This window comes from Burkholderia sp. MSMB0856 (assembly GCF_001524645.2).
Classification (GTDB): Bacteria; Pseudomonadota; Gammaproteobacteria; order Burkholderiales; family Burkholderiaceae; genus Burkholderia; species Burkholderia diffusa.
This window is the reverse complement of the sequence record NZ_CP013427.1, coordinates 129,267-145,296: the sequence shown is the minus strand read 5'-3', so window position 1 is coordinate 145,296 and position 16,030 is coordinate 129,267. Positions and strand designations below refer to the sequence as shown.

Here is a 16,030-nt window from a genome sequence, read left to right as displayed (position 1 = left end):
GGTTCGTCATCGTCATTCCTCCAGCAGCACGTCGGCCGGCGCGCTCGCGCGCTGCGAACGGGTCGCAAGGAAGTACGCGTAGCCGAGCGCGAGGAACGCGACGAACACCATCGCCACCAGCCCGTTGAAGTACACCATCGTCGCAAGGCAAATCAGGGCCGCAACGATCGCGAATGCCGGGAAGAACGGGTACAGCGGCGCGCGGAACGGCCGCGCCATGTTCGGCTGCGAACGGCGCAGCTTGAACAGCGACGCCATGCTTACGATATACATCACGATCGCGCCGAACACCGACATCGTCACGATGTTGGCGGTGAGCGTCTGGCCGCCGAACTGGATCAGCTCGTCGCTGTAGATCGCCGCGATGCCGACCACGCCGCCCGCGAGAATCGCGCGATGCGGGGTCTTGAAGCGCGGATGCACCTTGCCGAGCCACTCCGGCAGGTAGCCTTCGCGGGCCAGCGCGAAGATCTGGCGCGAATAGCCGAGGATGATCCCGTGGAACGACGCGACGAGCCCGAACAGCCCGAGCCACACAAGCATGTGCATCCAGCCGCTGTTCGCGCCGACGATGTACTTCATCGCCTGCGGCAGCGGGTCGTTGATGTTCGCGAGCTTGGTCCAGTCGCCCGCGCCGCCGGCGAACACCATCACGCCGATGGCCAGCGCGACGAGCGTCAGGATGCCGGCCACGTAGGCGATCGGGATCGAGCGCTTCGGGTTCTTCGCCTCCTCGGCGGCCATCGCGACGCCTTCGATCGCGAGGAAGAACCAGATCGCGAACGGGATCGCCGCGAACATGCCGTGGAATGCGCCGACGCTGAAATGATCGGCGCCCGACCAGCCGCCCTTCATGAAGTTGCTCCACGCGAAGCCCGGCGACACGACGCCCATGAACACCAGCAGCTCGAAGATCGCGAACAGCGTGACGACCAGCTCGAACGTCGCGGCGATCTGCACGCCGACGATGTTCAGCGCCATGAACACGAGATACGCGCCCATCGCCGCGTGTTTCGGTTCGAGCCCCGGAAACTGCACGTGCAGGTACGCGCCGATCGCGAGCGCGATCGCGGGGGGCGCGAACACGAACTCGACGAGCGTCGCCGCGCCGGCGAGATAGCCGCCCGCCGGGCCGAACGCACGGCGCGCATACGCGAACGGGCCGCCCGCGTGCGGGATCGACGTCGTCAGTTCGGTAAAGCTGAAGATGAAGGTGGTGTACATCGCCGCGACGAACAGCGCGGTGACGACGAAACCCAGCGTGCCCGCACTCGCCCAGCCGTAGCTCCAGCCGAAATATTCGCCTGAAATCACGAGGCCGACCGCGATGCCCCACAGTTGCCAGGTCCCGAGCGTCTGCTGCAGCGCGGGCTGGCCGGACGACTTGGCGCCGGCGACGGGCCGGCCATTCGACTCTGCTTTCATCGGATTCTCCTGAAAGGCGCCGGCCTGCCAGGCCCGCGCGACTGAGAATCGATGCTAGAGAGTCATTAAACGACGTGTTATCGAAATTCGGCAAAGATGACGGCTGACGTTTCGCTGACGGCAACGCCGGCCGCGCGTCGCGGTCGTCCCGCGCGCGCCGTCCGGCCGCACGAGGCGGCCGGGCGGCCGACGCTTACTGGCCCGACGGGCCGCCGCCGCGCTGGTTGAACCAGCGGTCGAGCAGCTTGCCGGCGGCTTCGCGGCCGCCGAGGCCGAACGACAGCGCGACCGCCACCGCGATCGCGCCGAGCACGAGGCCGAACGCGAGCTGCACGATCTCGTTGGCGATGCCCATCGCGCGCAGCCCCATCGCGAACACCAGGCCGAGGATCGCGAATTGCGCGATCCGCGCGAACAGCACGCTGTGCTCGCGGTCGGCCTGCTCGATCACGCGGCGCGCGAGGCCCGCGAGCCACACGCCGATCACGAGGATCACGCCGCCCATCAGCACGTGACCGCCGAATTCGATGAACAGCGTGACGACGTCGCGCACCTGTGTGAAGCCGAGCCGGTTCGCGGCCTCGACCGACGCGAACAGCATCGCGAAGAACACGATCAGCCGCGCGACCAGCACCGACGGCTGCAGGATCCCCGAAAACACGCGCTCGACGCCGAGCACGGCCGGCAACCCGTCGACGCCGGCGGCCTCCAGCAGCTTCTGCGCGAGCGACGCGACGAAGCGCGCGAAGTAGAACGTGACGAGCACGATCACGATCGCCGCGACGATGTCCGGCACCGCGCCGAGGAACTGGTTCAGCATGTTGGTGGCCGGGATCGAGATCGCGTCGATCTTCAGCGCGTCGAGTGCGGAGATCAGCGTCGGCACGAACACGAACACATAGACAATGGTGCCGATCAGGCTCGACACGCGCACCGGCGTCGGGCTGTCGAGGCCTTGCGTGAGGCGATCGGCGCCGGCGGCGACGAGCAGGTTCGTCACGAGACCGCGCAGCACGCGCGCGACGATCCAGCCGACGAAGCCGATCACCGCGGCCGCGAACAGGTTCGGCACGATCGCGAGCAGCTTGTCGACCATCCCCTGCACCGGCGACAGCAGGCCGGACAGCGCGAACGACGCGAGAATCGCCGGCAGGAACATCAGGATCACGAGCCAGAACAGCACGTCGCCGAGATAGCCGCTCATCGGCTGCATGCCCGCGCTTTCGGACAGCTTGTCGTCGACCTTGCTCGCCTTCAGCGCGCGGTTCGCGAGGCTGCGCAGCAGCGATGCGATCAGCCACGCGATCAGCGTCAGCGCCGCGCCGCCGATCAGGTTCGGCAGGTAGTTGACGATGTGCGTGACGAGCAGCGAGAACGGATTGGAGACCGCGTAGAGGTTGAGCACGTTGAAGATGCCCACCGCGGTGACGAGCAGCACGAGCCAGAACAGCCCGCCGGCGATGATCCGCTCGACGCACGCGCCCTGGCCGGTGCTTTCGTTGATCCGCTGATCGACCTTCAGCGCGTTGAGCAGCCGGAGCGCGCCGGCCCGCACCGCCACGGCGATCAGCCAGCCGATCACCAGGATGCCGATCGCGCCGGCGATCTTGGGCAGGTATCCGCCTAGCGTGGTCTGCAGCGACGTGATGAAGCTGGAAGCATCCATTTCTTCTTCTCCCGAAAAACGTGGCGTTGCGATTGAACATCGACGAACTACCTGCGTACTTCGAAAACCGTGCGTTGCCGTCCGAGCAACTTACCCGAGAAAAATGACGCGATCACCCGATTTCACCGTCTTTAACTTTAGACATAGATCGACGGGAACGAGACCCAATTTCGCCGAAATAAAAAGGGCCGGAATTATTTGCCCTACGCATTTCCGCAAGATTTATCAATCGGCGGCGTGCTACCGTGACGTCGACTCTTGCCCGGGATGCACGCATGACCGTCGACACGAAAGCCGAAACGCCCGCGTGGGCCCGCTATGCGGCACGCGTCGCGCGCGTTCACGACTACATCCTTGCGCACCTCGACGACACGCTCGACCTGAACCGGCTCGCCGAAATCGCGTGCCTGTCGCCGTATCACTGGCAGCGCGTATATCGCGCGCTGTACGGCGAGTCGATCGTGCTGACGGTGCGGCGGATGCGGATCGTGCGCGCGTCCGAGGATCTCGTGTGCACGACGCTGCCGCTCGACGCGATCGCGCGGCGCGCCGGCTACGGCTCGACGCACGCGTTCGCCCGCGCATTTCGCGATGCTTACGGCGTGCCGCCCGTGCAGCACCGGCTCGCGGGGGTCCACCGGCCGATTTATCCGTTACAGCGAGGGGAGGAAGACATGTTCAAGCAGGAAGTCGAGATCCGGCGGCTGCCGGACCTGCGCGGTTATGCGGTGCCGCATACGGGCGCGTACCTGAAGGTCGGCGACGCGTTCGGGCAGATCGGCGCGTGGGTCGGGCGGCACGGGCTGATCGGCCCCGGCGCGCGGATGATCGGGATCTTCTACGACGATCCGGACACGACGCCCGAGGCGCAGTTGCGCGCGAAAGCGTGCTTCGTGCCGGCCGACGGCGCGCCCGACGTCGAGCCGACGCCGCCCGTGGAGCGCATCGCGGTTGCCGGCGGCGAGTACGCGGTGTTGCTGCACACGGGGCCGTATGCGGACCTGAAGACGGCCTACCAGTGGCTGTACGGCGACTGGCTGCGGCACTCGGGCCGCGAAGCCGCCGATGCGCCGCCGTTCGAGCTGTATCTGAATACGCCGATGGATGCGGCGCCGGCCGACCTGCGCACCGAGATTCATTTGCCGCTGCGTTGAGCGGTGTTGCGTGGCGCCGGGGGCGCCGAGCCCGCGCGCCATGCCGTCTTGGGGATCGGCCGTCACGCCGGCAACACGGCCGGCGATCGCGCCTTACCCGGCCTGCGTCCCGCAGCCAGGGCAGAAGCGCGCGTCGGCGGCCAGCGCCGCGTGGCACCGGCTGCACGCCTTGCCGCGCTGCGATCCGCCGCACTGCGCGCAGAATCGCGCATCCGCGGCGTTGATCGCGCCGCAGCCTGCGCACGCGAGCTGGCGCAGCGGCACGTTGCCGCCCGGGCCGCCCTGCGCGTCGGCCGACGGCTGCCAGCCCCATCCGTGCCGGTCGCGGCCGCGCGCATCGTGGCCGCCGTGACCATCGCGTTGCTGCCCGCCGTGATGCCCGCCGCTACCGTGGCCGCCTCCATGCCCGCTGCCGTGGCCACCACCGCTGTGGCGACCTCCGTGGCCGCCCAGGATCCGCTTCAGAAAGCTCATCGCCCGCTCCTCATCGCTTAGCCGCCGCGCCGTCGAACACGCCCGTCTTCGACAGCAGCCGCAGCCCGTTGCCGACGACGATCAGGCTCGCGCCCGCATCGGCGAACACGGCCATCCACATCGTGCCGAGCCCCGCGACCGTGAGGCCGAGGAACACGATCTTCACGCCGAGCGCGAAGCCGATGTTCTGCACCAGCACGCGATGCGTCGCGCGCGACAGCCGCACGAACGCGGGGATCTTGCGCAGGTCGTCGTCCATCAGCGCGACGTCGGCCGTCTCGATCGCCGTGTCGGTGCCCATCGCGCCCATCGCGAAGCCGATGTCGGCGCGCGCGAGCGCCGGTGCGTCGTTGATGCCGTCGCCGACCATCCCGACCGCGCCCGCACCGCCCGCCGACAGTTCCTCGACCGCCTCGAGCTTGTCCTCGGGCAACTGGTTGCCGCGCGCATCGTCGATGCCGGCCTGCCGCGCGATCGCCTGCGCGGTGTGCGGGTTGTCGCCGGTCAGCATCGCGGTGCGGATGCCGAGCGCGTGCAGGTCGGCGATCGCCGCGCGGCTGGTGTCCTTGATCGTGTCGGCCACCGCGAAGATGCCGAGCACGCGCGTGTCGTCGACCAGCATCACGACGCTCTTGCCCTGCCGCTCGAGCGCGTCGAGCTTCGCCTCCAGCGCCGGCGAGCAGCGTTCGAGCTCCTCGACGAGGCGGTGGTTGCCGAGCCAGTAGCGCGTGCCGTCGATCGTGCCGCGCACGCCGCGCCCGACGAGTGCTTCGAAGTCCTCTACATCGGCGAACGCTGCCGTCTGCGCGTCGCGGGCCGCGGCGGCGATCGCCTGCGACACGGGGTGATCGGAACGCGCCGCGAGGCTCGCGCCGAGGTGACGCACGCGCGCCGCGTCGACGTCCGTCGCATTCAGGTCGAAATCGGTCTGCACCGGCTTGCCGTGCGTGATCGTGCCGGTCTTGTCGAGCGCGAGCCACGCGAGCTTGCGGCCTTCTTCCAGATATACGCCGCCCTTCACGAGAATCCCGCGCCGTGCCGCGGCCGCGAGCCCCGACACGATCGTCACCGGCGTCGAGATCACCAGCGCGCACGGGCACGCGATCACGAGCAGCACCAGCGCACGGTAGATCCAGTCGTGCCACGCGCCGCCCATGACGAGCGGCGGCGCCACCGCGACCAGCAGCGCGACCGCGAACACGATCGGCGTATAGACGCGCGCGAACTGGTCGACGAAGCGCTGCGTCGGCGCCTTCGCGCCCTGCGCTTCCTCGACCGCGTGGATGATCCGCGCGAGCGTCGAGTTGGCGGCCACCGCCGTCACGCGATAGTCGAACGAACCCGCTTCGTTGATCGTGCCCGCATACACCGCGTCGCCGGACGTCTTGTCGACCGGCAGGCTCTCACCGGTGATCGGCGCCTGGTTCACCGTCGAGCGTCCCGCGACCACTTCGCCGTCCAGCCCGATCCGCTCGCCCGGCTTCACGCGCACGATCGCGCCGAGCGCGACCTGCGCGGCCTCGATCGTGCGCCACGTGCCGTCGGCGTCCTGCACGGTCGCGGTGTCGGGCGCGAGCTGCATCAGGCCCTGGATCGCATTGCGCGCGCGATCGAGCGACTTCGCCTCGATCAGCTCGGCGATCGTGAACAGCACCATCACCATCGCGGCTTCCGGCCACTGGCCGATCGCCATCGCGCCCGTCACCGCGATGCTCATCAGCGCGTTGATATTCAGGTTGCCGTTGCGGATCGCGATCCAGCCTTTCTTGTAAGTGGTCAGCCCGCATGCAAGCACCGCCGCGAGCGCCAGCACCGCCGACAGCCACACCGGCAGACCGGCCCAGCTCACGGCCTCGGACGCGATCGCGGCCACGCCGGCCAGCGCGAGCGGCCACCACGGCTTCGCGGGCGGCGGTGCGACGGGTGCTGCCGGTGCGTCGGCCGACGCGGCTTCCGGCGTCATCCCGAGCGTGCGGATCGCGCTTTCGATCGCCGGCTGCGCACCGGGCACGTGTTCGACGGTCAGCATCCGCTGCATCAGGTTGAATTCGAGCGCCGAGACCTGCTGCATTCCGCCGAGCTTCTTGCGAATCAGCGTTTCCTCGGTCGGGCAGTCCATCTGCATGATCCGGAACGCGGAGCGGACGTGACCCGTCGCGGTCGCCCGCGCGACCGGCAGCGGCGCGAGCGTCAGCGCGGCCGGCGCGCAGCAGGCGCCGGCCGCGTGGTCGTGGTCGTGGTCGTGGTCGTGGTCGTGGTCGTGGTCGTGGTCGTGGTCGTGGTCGTGGTCGTGGTCGTGGTCGTGGTCGTGGTCGTGGTCGTGGTCGTGGTCGTGGTCGTGGTCGTGGTCTTGACCGGCATGGTCATGCGCCGCGTGGGCGTGCGAGCACGCCGCTCCGTGCTCATGCCCGTCGCCGTGCGCATGGTCGTCGTGATCGTGCGCCGTCCCGTGTGCGGATGCGTGATCGTGGTCATGATCGTGGCCGCATGCATGCGGCTGCGCGCGGTGCGCCGCCGCGTCGCCATGCGCGTGCTCGCCGGCCGCCGGCGCCGCGTCGGCAACGGTCGCCGCCTGCGTGTCGCGCGCGTCGGCGCAGCACGCATCGGCGCCGCCGGCATGGCGGTGTCGTGGGTCGGGGGTACGCTGGGCGTCGGTCATGACAACCTCCTCTATGGCTTGACGGTGTAGAGTTAACACCCTGAAGCCACTACAAGGTCAACCCTTACAACGGAGAAAGCCATGAAGATCGGCGAACTGGCCAAGGCGGCCCGCTGCACGCCCGAAACGATCCGCTTCTACGAGAAGGAGGGGTTGATGCCGGACGCCGAGCGCACCGATTCGAACTACCGCAACTACACCGACGTGCACGTCGAGCGGCTGCGCTTCATCCGCAACTGCCGCGCGCTCGACATGGCACACGACGAAATCCGCGCGCTGCTGCATCTCACCGACACGCCGGCCGACCCGTGCGATTCGGTCAACGCGCTGCTCGACGAGCACATCGGCCACGTCGACGCGCGCCTCGCCGAACTGACGCATCTGCGCGATCAGCTCACCGAATTGCGCCGCCAGTGCGTCGGCGAACATTCGGTCGAGGACTGCGGCATCGTTCACGGTCTCACGACGATGGAAACCGTCGCGCCGGCCGCGAAGCGCTCACACCTCGGCTGAAACCCTTGTGGAATATGATAGTCTAGTCGATACTAGTTATATTCTCACTAGACATAACCGAACTATTCATGGCAACAAGCCGCCTGTCTCCGCTCGCGCTCGCGGTCCTCGCGACGCTCACCGAAACGCCGATGCATCCATACGGAATGCTCCAGCAGTTGAAGGCGCGCGGCTATGACGAAGTCGTCAACGTGCGGCAGCGCACGAGCCTCTACCAGACGATCGACCGGCTGCTGCGCGACGGGCTGATCGCCGTGCACGACACCGAGCGCGATGGCGCGTTTCCCGAACGCACGCTGTACACGCTGACCGAAGCCGGGCATACGGCCGGGCAGGCGTGGCTGCATGCGCTGCTCGCGGAGCCCGCGCGCGAGTTTCCGGCATTCGGCGCCGGCCTCGCCTTCCTGCCGCTGCTCGACGCCGACGATGCACGCCAGCAACTCGAGCGCCGCATCGCCGCGCTCGACACCGAACGCGAACGTCTCGAGTCGCTGCGCAACGCCGCGCAGAACGACCAGGTGCCGCGCCTGTTCCTGTTGCAGAACGAGCATGCGCTCGTGCTGCTCAACGCGGAGCTCGACTGGGCGCGCAGCGTCGTCGAACACCTGAAGATCGGCGCGCTGCGCTGGGTCGACGGCTGACGCGCCCGCCCCGGCTCGCACCGATCGATTAGAGCACCTTGCCGGGATTGAGCACGCCTGCGGGATCGAGCGCGGCCTTCAGGCGCCGCATCAAGCCGATTTCCGCTTCGCTGCGCGTGTGCGCGAGATAGGCGCGCTTGAGCATGCCGATGCCGTGCTCCGCCGACACCGAGCCGCCCATGTCCCGAACGACCGCGTAAACGCAGCGATCGATCGCCTCGGCGTCCGCGTCGTGCATGCCGGCGAGCGATACGCCGATATGCACGTTGCCGTCGCCGACGTGGCCGAAGAACAGGCACACGATGTCGGCCCACACCGCACGCAACGCCGCCTCGCAGCGTTCTGCGAACCGGCCGAGCTCGCCCGTCGGCAGGCTCACGTCGAAGTTCACCAGATGCGGCAGCGCATCGATCGCAAGGCCCTCGCGCAACGTCCACAGGTCGTGCGCCTGCCGCTCGGACGTCGCGAGTGCCGCATCGTCGACCAGCCCCGCCTCGATCGCATCCGCCAGGCCGGTTTCCAGCGCCTGGCGCGCATCGCCGCCCGGTGCGCTCGTCGCGCATTCGATCAGCACCGCGAAGCCGCCGTCGCCCGCGAACGGCGCGACGACGCCGGGCGTGCGGCCCGCAACGTAGTCGTAGAAGGCCGGCCACATCGCTTCGAAACTGACGATCTCGGGCAGTGCGCGCAGGCGGTTCCACAACCCGACGACGGCGTCGTAGCCATGCACGCGGCAGAGAGCGGTGGCCGGCGCGGCGAGCTTCGGATGCAGCCGCAGCACGGCGCGCGTGACGACGCCGAGCGTGCCTTCGCTGCCGATGAACAGCTGCTTCAGGTCGTAGCCCGCGTTGTTCTTCAGCATCCGGTTCATCGACGACACGACGGTGCCGTCGGCGAGCACGGCCTCGAGTCCGAGCACCTGCTCGCGCATCATGCCGTAGCGGATCGCGCGCGTGCCGCCCGCGTTGGTCGCGAGCATGCCGCCGATCTGGCACGAACCGCGCGCGCCAAGATCGACGCCGAAGGTGAAGCCCGCTGCGTCCGCGGCCTCCTGCACCGTCTGCAACGGCGTCCCGGCGCGCACCGTCATCGTGCCCGCCGCCGCGTCGATTGCCTCGACGCCCGCGAAACGCTCCATCGACAGCACGACCTCGCCGCCCAGCGCGACCGCGCCGCGCGCGAGCCCGGTAAGACCGCCCTGCGGCACGACCGGCTGCCCGAGCCGCGTGCACAGCGCGAGCGTGCGCGACACGTCGTCGACGCTGCGCGGGCGCACCAGCGCGCGAGGCCGCACACCGGCCGGCTCGTTGTACGCGGTGAAGTAGCGCGGATCGATCTCGGCCGCCCGCGTGACCAGCGTGTCGCCCAGTGCGGCGACGAGCGCCGCCTCGAGCGTGTCGTCCGCCGGCGCCGCCGCGCCGTCGCCGCCAGGCTCTCCGCCCGTATCCAGGCTCTGCATCGTGCGCGTCCGCTTACTTGGTGGAGATGTCGATATCGCCGAAGTACTTCTGGCCGAGCGACTTCACCGTGCCGTCCGCCTTCAGCTTGTCGATCGCGGAATCGAGTTTCGCCTTCAGCGCGTCGTCACCCTTGCGCAGGCCGAACGCGATCCCGCTGCCGAGAATCCGGTCGTCGCGCACCGGCTGGCCGACGAACGCGAAACCCTTGCCGTCCGGGCGCGACAGGAAGCCGCGCTGGCCGGCCGGCGCGAGCACCAGCGTTGCGTCGAGACGGCCCGCCACGAGATCCGCATACACCTGGTTCTGATCCTGGTACGCGACGATCGACACGCCGGCCGGCTCCCAGTGCGCCTTCGCGTAGGTTTCCTGGATCGATGCCTGCAGCACGCCGACGCGCTTGCCCTTCAGCGATTCCGGCGTCGGCAGCAGGCCGCTGCCGGTGCGCGCGATCAGCTGCGTCGGCACGCGGTAGATGATCGTCGTGAAGTCGATCGCCTGGCGCCGCTGTTCGGTCGCGTTCATCGCCGAGTTGATCGCGTCGAACTTGCGGCCCTTCAGCGCGGGAATCAGCCCGTCGAACGACGTCTCGACCCACTTGCACGACAGCTTCGCGGTCTGGCAGACGGCGTTGCCGACGTCGATGTCGAAGCCCTGCAGGTCGCCGTTCGGCGCCTTCGACTCGAACGGCGGGTATTGCGCCTCGAGGCCGAAACGCAGCGTCTGCCCGTCGGCGAGCGCCGCGCCGGAACCGAGCGCGCACGCGAGTGCGAACGCGAGCTTGAGAGTGTGTGCATGCTTCATCGTGATCTCCTGGCTTGTCGGCCGGCGCCGTGCGTTCGCACGTGCGCCGGTTCCGGCGGTGACTTTCCGTGCGACGTACACGTCGCCTGCTTGGGGTGCGGGCCGCGCCCGCGATTACAGCGAACGCAACCGCCGCGCGCCTTCGATCAGCGTCGCGTCGTCCTTCGAGAAACTGAGCCGGATCACGCCCGCGTCGGTGCCGTCGGTGTAGAACGCCGACAGCGGAATCGTCGCGACGCGCGCATCGCGGATCAGGCGCAACACGAAGTCGCTGTCGCGTTCGTCCGAGAAGTGCCGGAAGCGCGCGAGCATGAAGAACGAGCCTTCGCTCGGCAGCAGCTCGAAGCGCGAACCGGCCAGCTCGCGCGCGAGCAGGTCGCGCTTGGCCTGGTAGAACGCCGACAGGCCGAGATAGCTTTCCGGCCGCGCGAGGATTTCCGCGAACGCGACCTGCATCGGCGTATCGGCCGAGAACACCATGAACTGGTGCACCTTGCGGATCTCGTCCATCAGTTCGGCCGGCGCGATGCAATGGCCGACCCGCCAGCCCGTCACGTGGAACGACTTGCCGAACGACGACACGATCACGCTGCGCTCGGCGAGCTCACGGTGACGCGCGACGCTCTGATGCTGCGCGCCGTCGAACACCACGTGCTCGTAAACCTCGTCCGACAGGACCACGATGCCGGTATTGCGCGTGAGCTGCGCGAGCCGTTCGAGATCGTCGGCGGAAAACACCGTCGCGGTCGGGTTGTGCGGCGTGTTGACGATGATCATTCGCGTGCGCGGCGTGATCGCCGCGGCGACTTCGTCCCAGTTCACGCGGAAATGCTCGGGCGACAGCTTGATCGCGACCGGCATCGCCCCTTGCAACCGCACGATCGGCGCATAGCTGTCGAACGACGGCTCGAAATAGATCACTTCGTCGCCCGGATGCACGAGCGCGCTGATCGCCGCGTAGAGCCCTTCGCTCGCGCTCGCGATCACCGTGATCTCGGTGCCCGGGTCGTAGCGCGTGCCGTACAGCGTCTCCGTCTTCTCCGCGAGGCGTTCGCGCAGCGACGCGACGCCGGCCATCGGCGCGTACTGGTTGTGGCCGTCGCGCATCGCGCGCGCGACGCCCTCGACGAGCGCCGGATCGGGCGCGAAATTCGGCGCGCCCTGCGACAGGTTCAGCGCATCGTGCTGCGCGGCGAGCTGGCCGATCACCGTGAAGATCGTCGTCCCGACGTCCGGCAGCTTCGAGCGGGGCGTGGTGGCGCTTCGCATGACTCCTCCTTCAGATGTCCTTCGCACCGGCCCGCGCGACGCGCGCGGCCCGGCTCATGACGCATGATTTAGCCCGAGTCAATAAGGGCGGACAATCGAAAGTTCGTCATGGGGGTCATGCATTTTTCTCATGATTGGCCATACGCAAGGCTCAATGCCAAGGCCGTGTGCCCGGCAATGCATGCGCGTCAGGCATTTCCCCTAGGGCCTGTTCACGCTCGCGACAGGCGTGCGCCGGCCGCTCGGACGCACGGCCACGGCGCGCGTCACGCGCCCGCGGCCGCCAGATAAGCGCCCAGCACGGCCTGCAACTCGCCGCGCAACGCCGCGAAGTCGAGCGCCGGCCCGAGCGTGAGCAGCGCCTGCGACACGCCGCCGTAGCAGACGGCATGCGCCATCCGCGCGATCCCGTCGAGCCGCGCGGCCGGCGGCGGATCGCTGCACTGCGCAAGCGCGTCGTGCCACAGCGCGACATACGCGTCGTAATGGCGGCGGTATGCGGCGAGCGGCGACACCTGCCGCTCGAGCGCGAAGAACGCGCTCCACGACGCGGCGTCGGCGGCGATCGCATCGACCTGCAAATCGACGAGCGCGGCCGCGAGCGCGGCGCGCGGCACGCCGCGCAGCCCGTGCGCCGCTTCGCGCAGCCGGTCGGCCAGCGCCAGCACGCGCCGGTGGATGCACAGCGCGGCGAGGCTCTGCTTGTCGCCGAAGTATTCGTAGAAGGTGCCGACGCTCACGCCCGCGACGGCCGCGATTTCGCGGATCGTCGCCTTCGCGTAACCGCGCTCGAGCAAAAGCTGAACGAAGGCCTCCTGGAGCGCGTCGGACGTGGCCTGCGCGCGCGACTGGCGCGGCCGGCGGCGCAATGCGGGCGCGGGTTGCGCCGCCGGCTGGCCGGGCGGCGCCGGAACCTGAACATGTCGCGGCGGCATATTTGCTACTCTGAAATTCAGCGGAAACGCGTTTGACCGGCAGACCGCGAAGCACGAGACCGGAGACAGCCCGATGACCGAATCGACCCATGCCGTCACGAACCAGTTCGACGAACTGGTCGACTATAACCTCTTCGCCACCGACGTCGCGCTGCGCGAGGCCATCGCCCGCGCGGGCGCCGGCTGGGCCGTGCCGCGGCTCGACGCGTACGGCGCGCGGCTCGGCAGCGCCGACACCGCGCAGCTCGCCGACGAAGCGAACCGCCACACGCCGGAACTGAACGCGTTCGACCGCCGCGGCCGGCGCATCGACCGCGTCGACTTCCATCCGGCGTGGCACACGCTGCTCGGCATGTACCGCAACGAGGGCTTCGTGTCGCTCGCGTTCCGCGATACGCGCCCGGGCCGCTGGGCTGCGACCGCGGCCGGCTTCTACCTGCACGGCCAGATCGAGGCCGGCACGCTGTGCCCGGCGACGATGACGCAGGCCGCGATTCCGGTGCTGCAGAAGGAACCCGCGCTGTGGGACCTGCTGCGCGACAAGCTGTACAGCGATGATTACGATCCGCGCGACGTGCCGGTCGCCGACAAGCGCTCGATCTGGTTCGGCATGGGCATGACCGAGAAACAGGGCGGCTCCGACGTACGCGCGAACACGACACTGGCGAGCGCCGTCGGCGCGGGCGGGCGCGGCGGCGAATACCGGCTGCGCGGCCACAAGTGGTTTTTCTCCGCGCCGATGTGCGACGCGCACCTGGTCGTCGCGCGCACCGAAGCGGGCAGCCCGTCGTGTTTCTACGTGCCGCGCTGGCGGCCCGACGGGACGAAGAACGCGGTCGAGATCCAGCGGCTGAAGAACAAGGTCGGCAACCGCAGCAACTCGAGCAGCGAGATCGAGTTGAACGACGCATGGGGCATCATGCTCGGCGACGAAGGCCGCGGCATTCCGACCATCATCGAGATGGCCACGCACACGCGGCTGAACTGCGTGCTCGGCAGCGCGGCGATGCTGCGCCAGGGCATCGTGCAGGCGATCGCGTACACGCGCCAGCGCCACGCGTTCGGCCGCGCGCTCGCCGAGCAGCCGCTGATGCGCACCGTGCTCGCCGATCTCGCGCTCGAAAGCGAGGCCGCGCTCGCGCTCGCGATGCGTCTCGCCGATGCGTTCGAGCGCGACGACTCGCCGCGCGAACGCGCGTGGAAGCGGATCGTCACGCCCGCCGCGAAATTCTGGGTCTGCAAGCGCGCGGTCGAGCTGACCGGCGAGGTGATGGAAGTGTTCGGCGGCAACGGCTACGTCGACGACGGCCCGATCGCGCGGCTGTTCCGCGAAGCGCCGGTCAACTCGATCTGGGAAGGCTCCGGCAACGTGATGTGCCTGGACGTGCTGCGCGCGGTGTCGCGCGAGCCCGACGCGGCCGCGGCGCTCTTCGCCGAGCTGACCGACCTCGGCGCGGGCGAACCGCGCATCCGCGCGGCGCTCGATGCGCTGCGCGCGATGCTCGCGGCACCGGCCGATACGCTCGAGGCATCGGCCGATACGCTCGAGGCATCGGCCCGCGCGTTCGCGCAGCGGCTCGCGCTCGTCGCGCAGGCCTGCCTGCTGCGGCGCGACGCGCCCGCCGCCGTCGCCGACGCGTTCATCGCGACGCGGCTTGCCGCGCCCGACTGGGGCCGCATCGCGGGCGGCTTCGATCCGCACGCGCTCGACGTCGCCGCGCTGCTGCAGCGCGCGTACCCGGCCTGACGGGTGCCGAACCCGCCGCCGACGCCAAAGAAAAAGCCACCGGACCCGACGGCCCGGTGGCTTCTTCACATGATGCCCCGCGCGGCGCCCTTCGACGCCGCCGGCGACTCACGCCATGCTTACTTGCCGCCGATGCTCTTCAGCGGCTTCCACTCGCCCTTCTCGACCTTGTACATCGTGATGCCGCCGTTCTTCAGGTCGCCCTTCGCGTCGTACGCGACGTGCGACGACGTGACGCCGGCCATGTCGGTCTTCGCGAGCACCGGCAGGTACTTCGCCGGATCGGTCGAATCGGCCTTCTTCATCGCGTTGAGCATCGCCATCGCGCCGTCGTACGCGTACGGCGAGTACGTCTGCACGTCTTCGCCGAAGCGCTTCTTGTACTTGTCGGCGTAGGTCTTGCCGCCCGGCATTTCCTCGAGCGGCAGGCCTGCCAGCGATGCGATCGTGCCGTCGGCCGCGTTGCCCGCGATCTTCAGGAACGTCGGCGTCTTCACCATTTCGCCGCTCATCAGCGGTGCGGTGATGCCGAGCGTCTTCATCTGCTTGACCATCGGCGCTGCCTGCGAATCCGCGCCGCCGTAGTAGACGAGGTCCGGCTTCGCCGCCTTCAGCTTGGTCAGGATCGCCTTGAAGTCGACGGCCTTGTCGTTCGTGAATTCACGGTCGACGATCGTCGCGCCGCCGGCCTTCGCGGCCTTCTCGAACTGGTCGGCGAGACCCTGGCCGTAGGCCGTGCGGTCGTCGACGATCGCGATCTTCTTCATGCCGAGATCCTTCGACGCGAACGTGCCCGCCACCGAGCCCTGCTGCGTGTCGGACGTCATCATGCGGAAGGTCGTCTTGTAACCCTGCTGCGTGTATTCCGGCGCCGTCGCCATCGCGATTTCCGGAATGCCGGCGTTCGCGTAGATGCGCGAGGCCGGAATCGTCGTGCCCGAGTTGAAGTGGCCGAGCATGCCCTTGATGCCGTCGTCGACGAGCTTCTGCGCAACCGTCGTGCCGGTGCGCGGGTCAGCCTGGTCGTCCTGCGTCTCGAGCACGAACTTCACTGCCTTGCCGCCGATCTTCGGGTTCGTCGCGTTGAAGTCTTCCAGCGCGAGCGCGATCCCGTTCTGCATATCCTTGCCGTAGTGAGCCTGGGCGCCCGTCATCGGCCCTGCGTAACCGATCTTCACGTCGTCCGCATGGGCCGTCCCCGCAAGCGACATGACGGCGACGAACGTCGCGCCTGCCAGCTTTTTCATCGTGTGTTGCATAGCATCTCCTTGGTACCAGGGTAAATG

At 68.7% G+C, this 16,030-nt stretch carries 14 protein-coding genes; 5 read left to right on the top strand and 9 right to left on the bottom strand.

Going from position 1 to position 16,030, the window contains the following annotated elements; all coding sequences use genetic code 11:
• Positions 1–12: 12 nt before the first annotated feature.
• Together eat and WS87_RS01635 are read right to left on the bottom strand one after the other, a co-directional pair.
• The gene (eat, locus tag WS87_RS01640) at positions 13–1,425 is read right to left on the bottom strand and encodes an ethanolamine permease (protein ID WP_059816432.1); all 1,413 of its coding nucleotides are present in this window, start codon (positions 1,423–1,425) and stop codon (positions 13–15) included.
• A gap of 193 nt (positions 1,426–1,618) precedes the next feature.
• Positions 1,619–3,091: a mechanosensitive ion channel gene (locus WS87_RS01635; RefSeq protein ID WP_059531158.1), complete on the bottom strand. Its 1,473-nt coding sequence runs from the start codon at positions 3,089–3,091 to the stop codon at positions 1,619–1,621.
• A gap of 275 nt (positions 3,092–3,366) precedes the next feature.
• On the opposite strand from WS87_RS01635, the gene WS87_RS01630 reads away from it, so the two are divergent.
• Complete coding sequence (locus WS87_RS01630; protein WP_059816428.1) at positions 3,367–4,245, top strand: AraC family transcriptional regulator; 879 nt, start codon at positions 3,367–3,369, stop codon at positions 4,243–4,245.
• Positions 4,246–4,338: 93 nt separating this feature from the next.
• On the opposite strand, the gene WS87_RS01625 is transcribed toward WS87_RS01630, so the two are convergent.
• Both WS87_RS01625 and WS87_RS01620 read right to left on the bottom strand, forming a co-directional pair.
• Positions 4,339–4,719, bottom strand: a complete 381-nt coding sequence (locus WS87_RS01625; RefSeq protein WP_059816425.1) for a zinc ribbon domain-containing protein — start codon at positions 4,717–4,719, stop codon at positions 4,339–4,341.
• Between the two features lie 10 nt (positions 4,720–4,729).
• The gene (locus tag WS87_RS01620) at positions 4,730–6,838 is read right to left on the bottom strand and encodes a heavy metal translocating P-type ATPase (RefSeq protein WP_261341820.1); all 2,109 of its coding nucleotides are present in this window, start codon (positions 6,836–6,838) and stop codon (positions 4,730–4,732) included.
• A 27-nt stretch (positions 6,839–6,865) separates the two neighbouring features.
• On the opposite strand from WS87_RS01620, the gene WS87_RS34500 reads away from it, so the two are divergent.
• The 3 genes from WS87_RS34500 (at position 6,866) to WS87_RS01610 (ending at position 8,532) form a co-directional block, all read left to right on the top strand.
• Positions 6,866–7,408, top strand: a complete 543-nt coding sequence (locus tag WS87_RS34500) for a hypothetical protein (protein ID WP_261341819.1) — start codon at positions 6,866–6,868, stop codon at positions 7,406–7,408.
• 51 nt (positions 7,409–7,459) lie between these two features.
• A complete protein-coding gene (cadR, locus tag WS87_RS01615; protein ID WP_059814495.1) occupies positions 7,460–7,891 on the top strand; it encodes a Cd(II)/Pb(II)-responsive transcriptional regulator in 432 nt (143 codons plus the stop codon).
• 68 nt (positions 7,892–7,959) lie between these two features.
• Entirely contained in the window at positions 7,960–8,532 is a 573-nt protein-coding gene (locus WS87_RS01610; RefSeq protein ID WP_059814498.1) for a PadR family transcriptional regulator, read from the top strand.
• A gap of 28 nt (positions 8,533–8,560) precedes the next feature.
• On the opposite strand, the gene WS87_RS01605 is transcribed toward WS87_RS01610, so the two are convergent.
• The 4 genes from WS87_RS01605 to WS87_RS01590 all read right to left on the bottom strand — a co-directional run bounded on the left by WS87_RS01605 (position 8,561) and on the right by WS87_RS01590 (position 12,997).
• Positions 8,561–9,991, bottom strand: a complete 1,431-nt coding sequence (locus tag WS87_RS01605; protein ID WP_059814501.1) for an FAD-binding oxidoreductase — start codon at positions 9,989–9,991, stop codon at positions 8,561–8,563.
• A 13-nt stretch (positions 9,992–10,004) separates the two neighbouring features.
• Complete coding sequence (locus WS87_RS01600; protein ID WP_059814666.1) at positions 10,005–10,793, bottom strand: ABC transporter substrate-binding protein; 789 nt, start codon at positions 10,791–10,793, stop codon at positions 10,005–10,007.
• Positions 10,794–10,907: 114 nt separating this feature from the next.
• Positions 10,908–12,062 carry a pyridoxal phosphate-dependent aminotransferase gene (locus WS87_RS01595; protein ID WP_059814504.1) on the bottom strand — a complete coding sequence of 385 codons (1,155 nt, stop codon included), beginning with the start codon at positions 12,060–12,062 and terminating at the stop codon, positions 10,908–10,910.
• Between the two features lie 266 nt (positions 12,063–12,328).
• Positions 12,329–12,997, bottom strand: coding sequence for a TetR/AcrR family transcriptional regulator (locus WS87_RS01590; protein WP_059814507.1), 669 nt, complete (start codon positions 12,995–12,997; stop codon positions 12,329–12,331).
• A 73-nt stretch (positions 12,998–13,070) separates the two neighbouring features.
• Here WS87_RS01590 and WS87_RS01585 point away from each other — a divergent pair, with 73 nt between their 5' ends.
• Positions 13,071–14,744, top strand: coding sequence for an acyl-CoA dehydrogenase family protein (locus tag WS87_RS01585; protein ID WP_059814509.1), 1,674 nt, complete (start codon positions 13,071–13,073; stop codon positions 14,742–14,744).
• A 119-nt stretch (positions 14,745–14,863) separates the two neighbouring features.
• On the opposite strand, the gene WS87_RS01580 is transcribed toward WS87_RS01585, so the two are convergent.
• Positions 14,864–16,003 carry a branched-chain amino acid ABC transporter substrate-binding protein gene (locus tag WS87_RS01580; protein ID WP_059465030.1) on the bottom strand — a complete coding sequence of 380 codons (1,140 nt, stop codon included), beginning with the start codon at positions 16,001–16,003 and terminating at the stop codon, positions 14,864–14,866.
• Between the last annotated feature and the right edge of the window lie 27 nt (positions 16,004–16,030).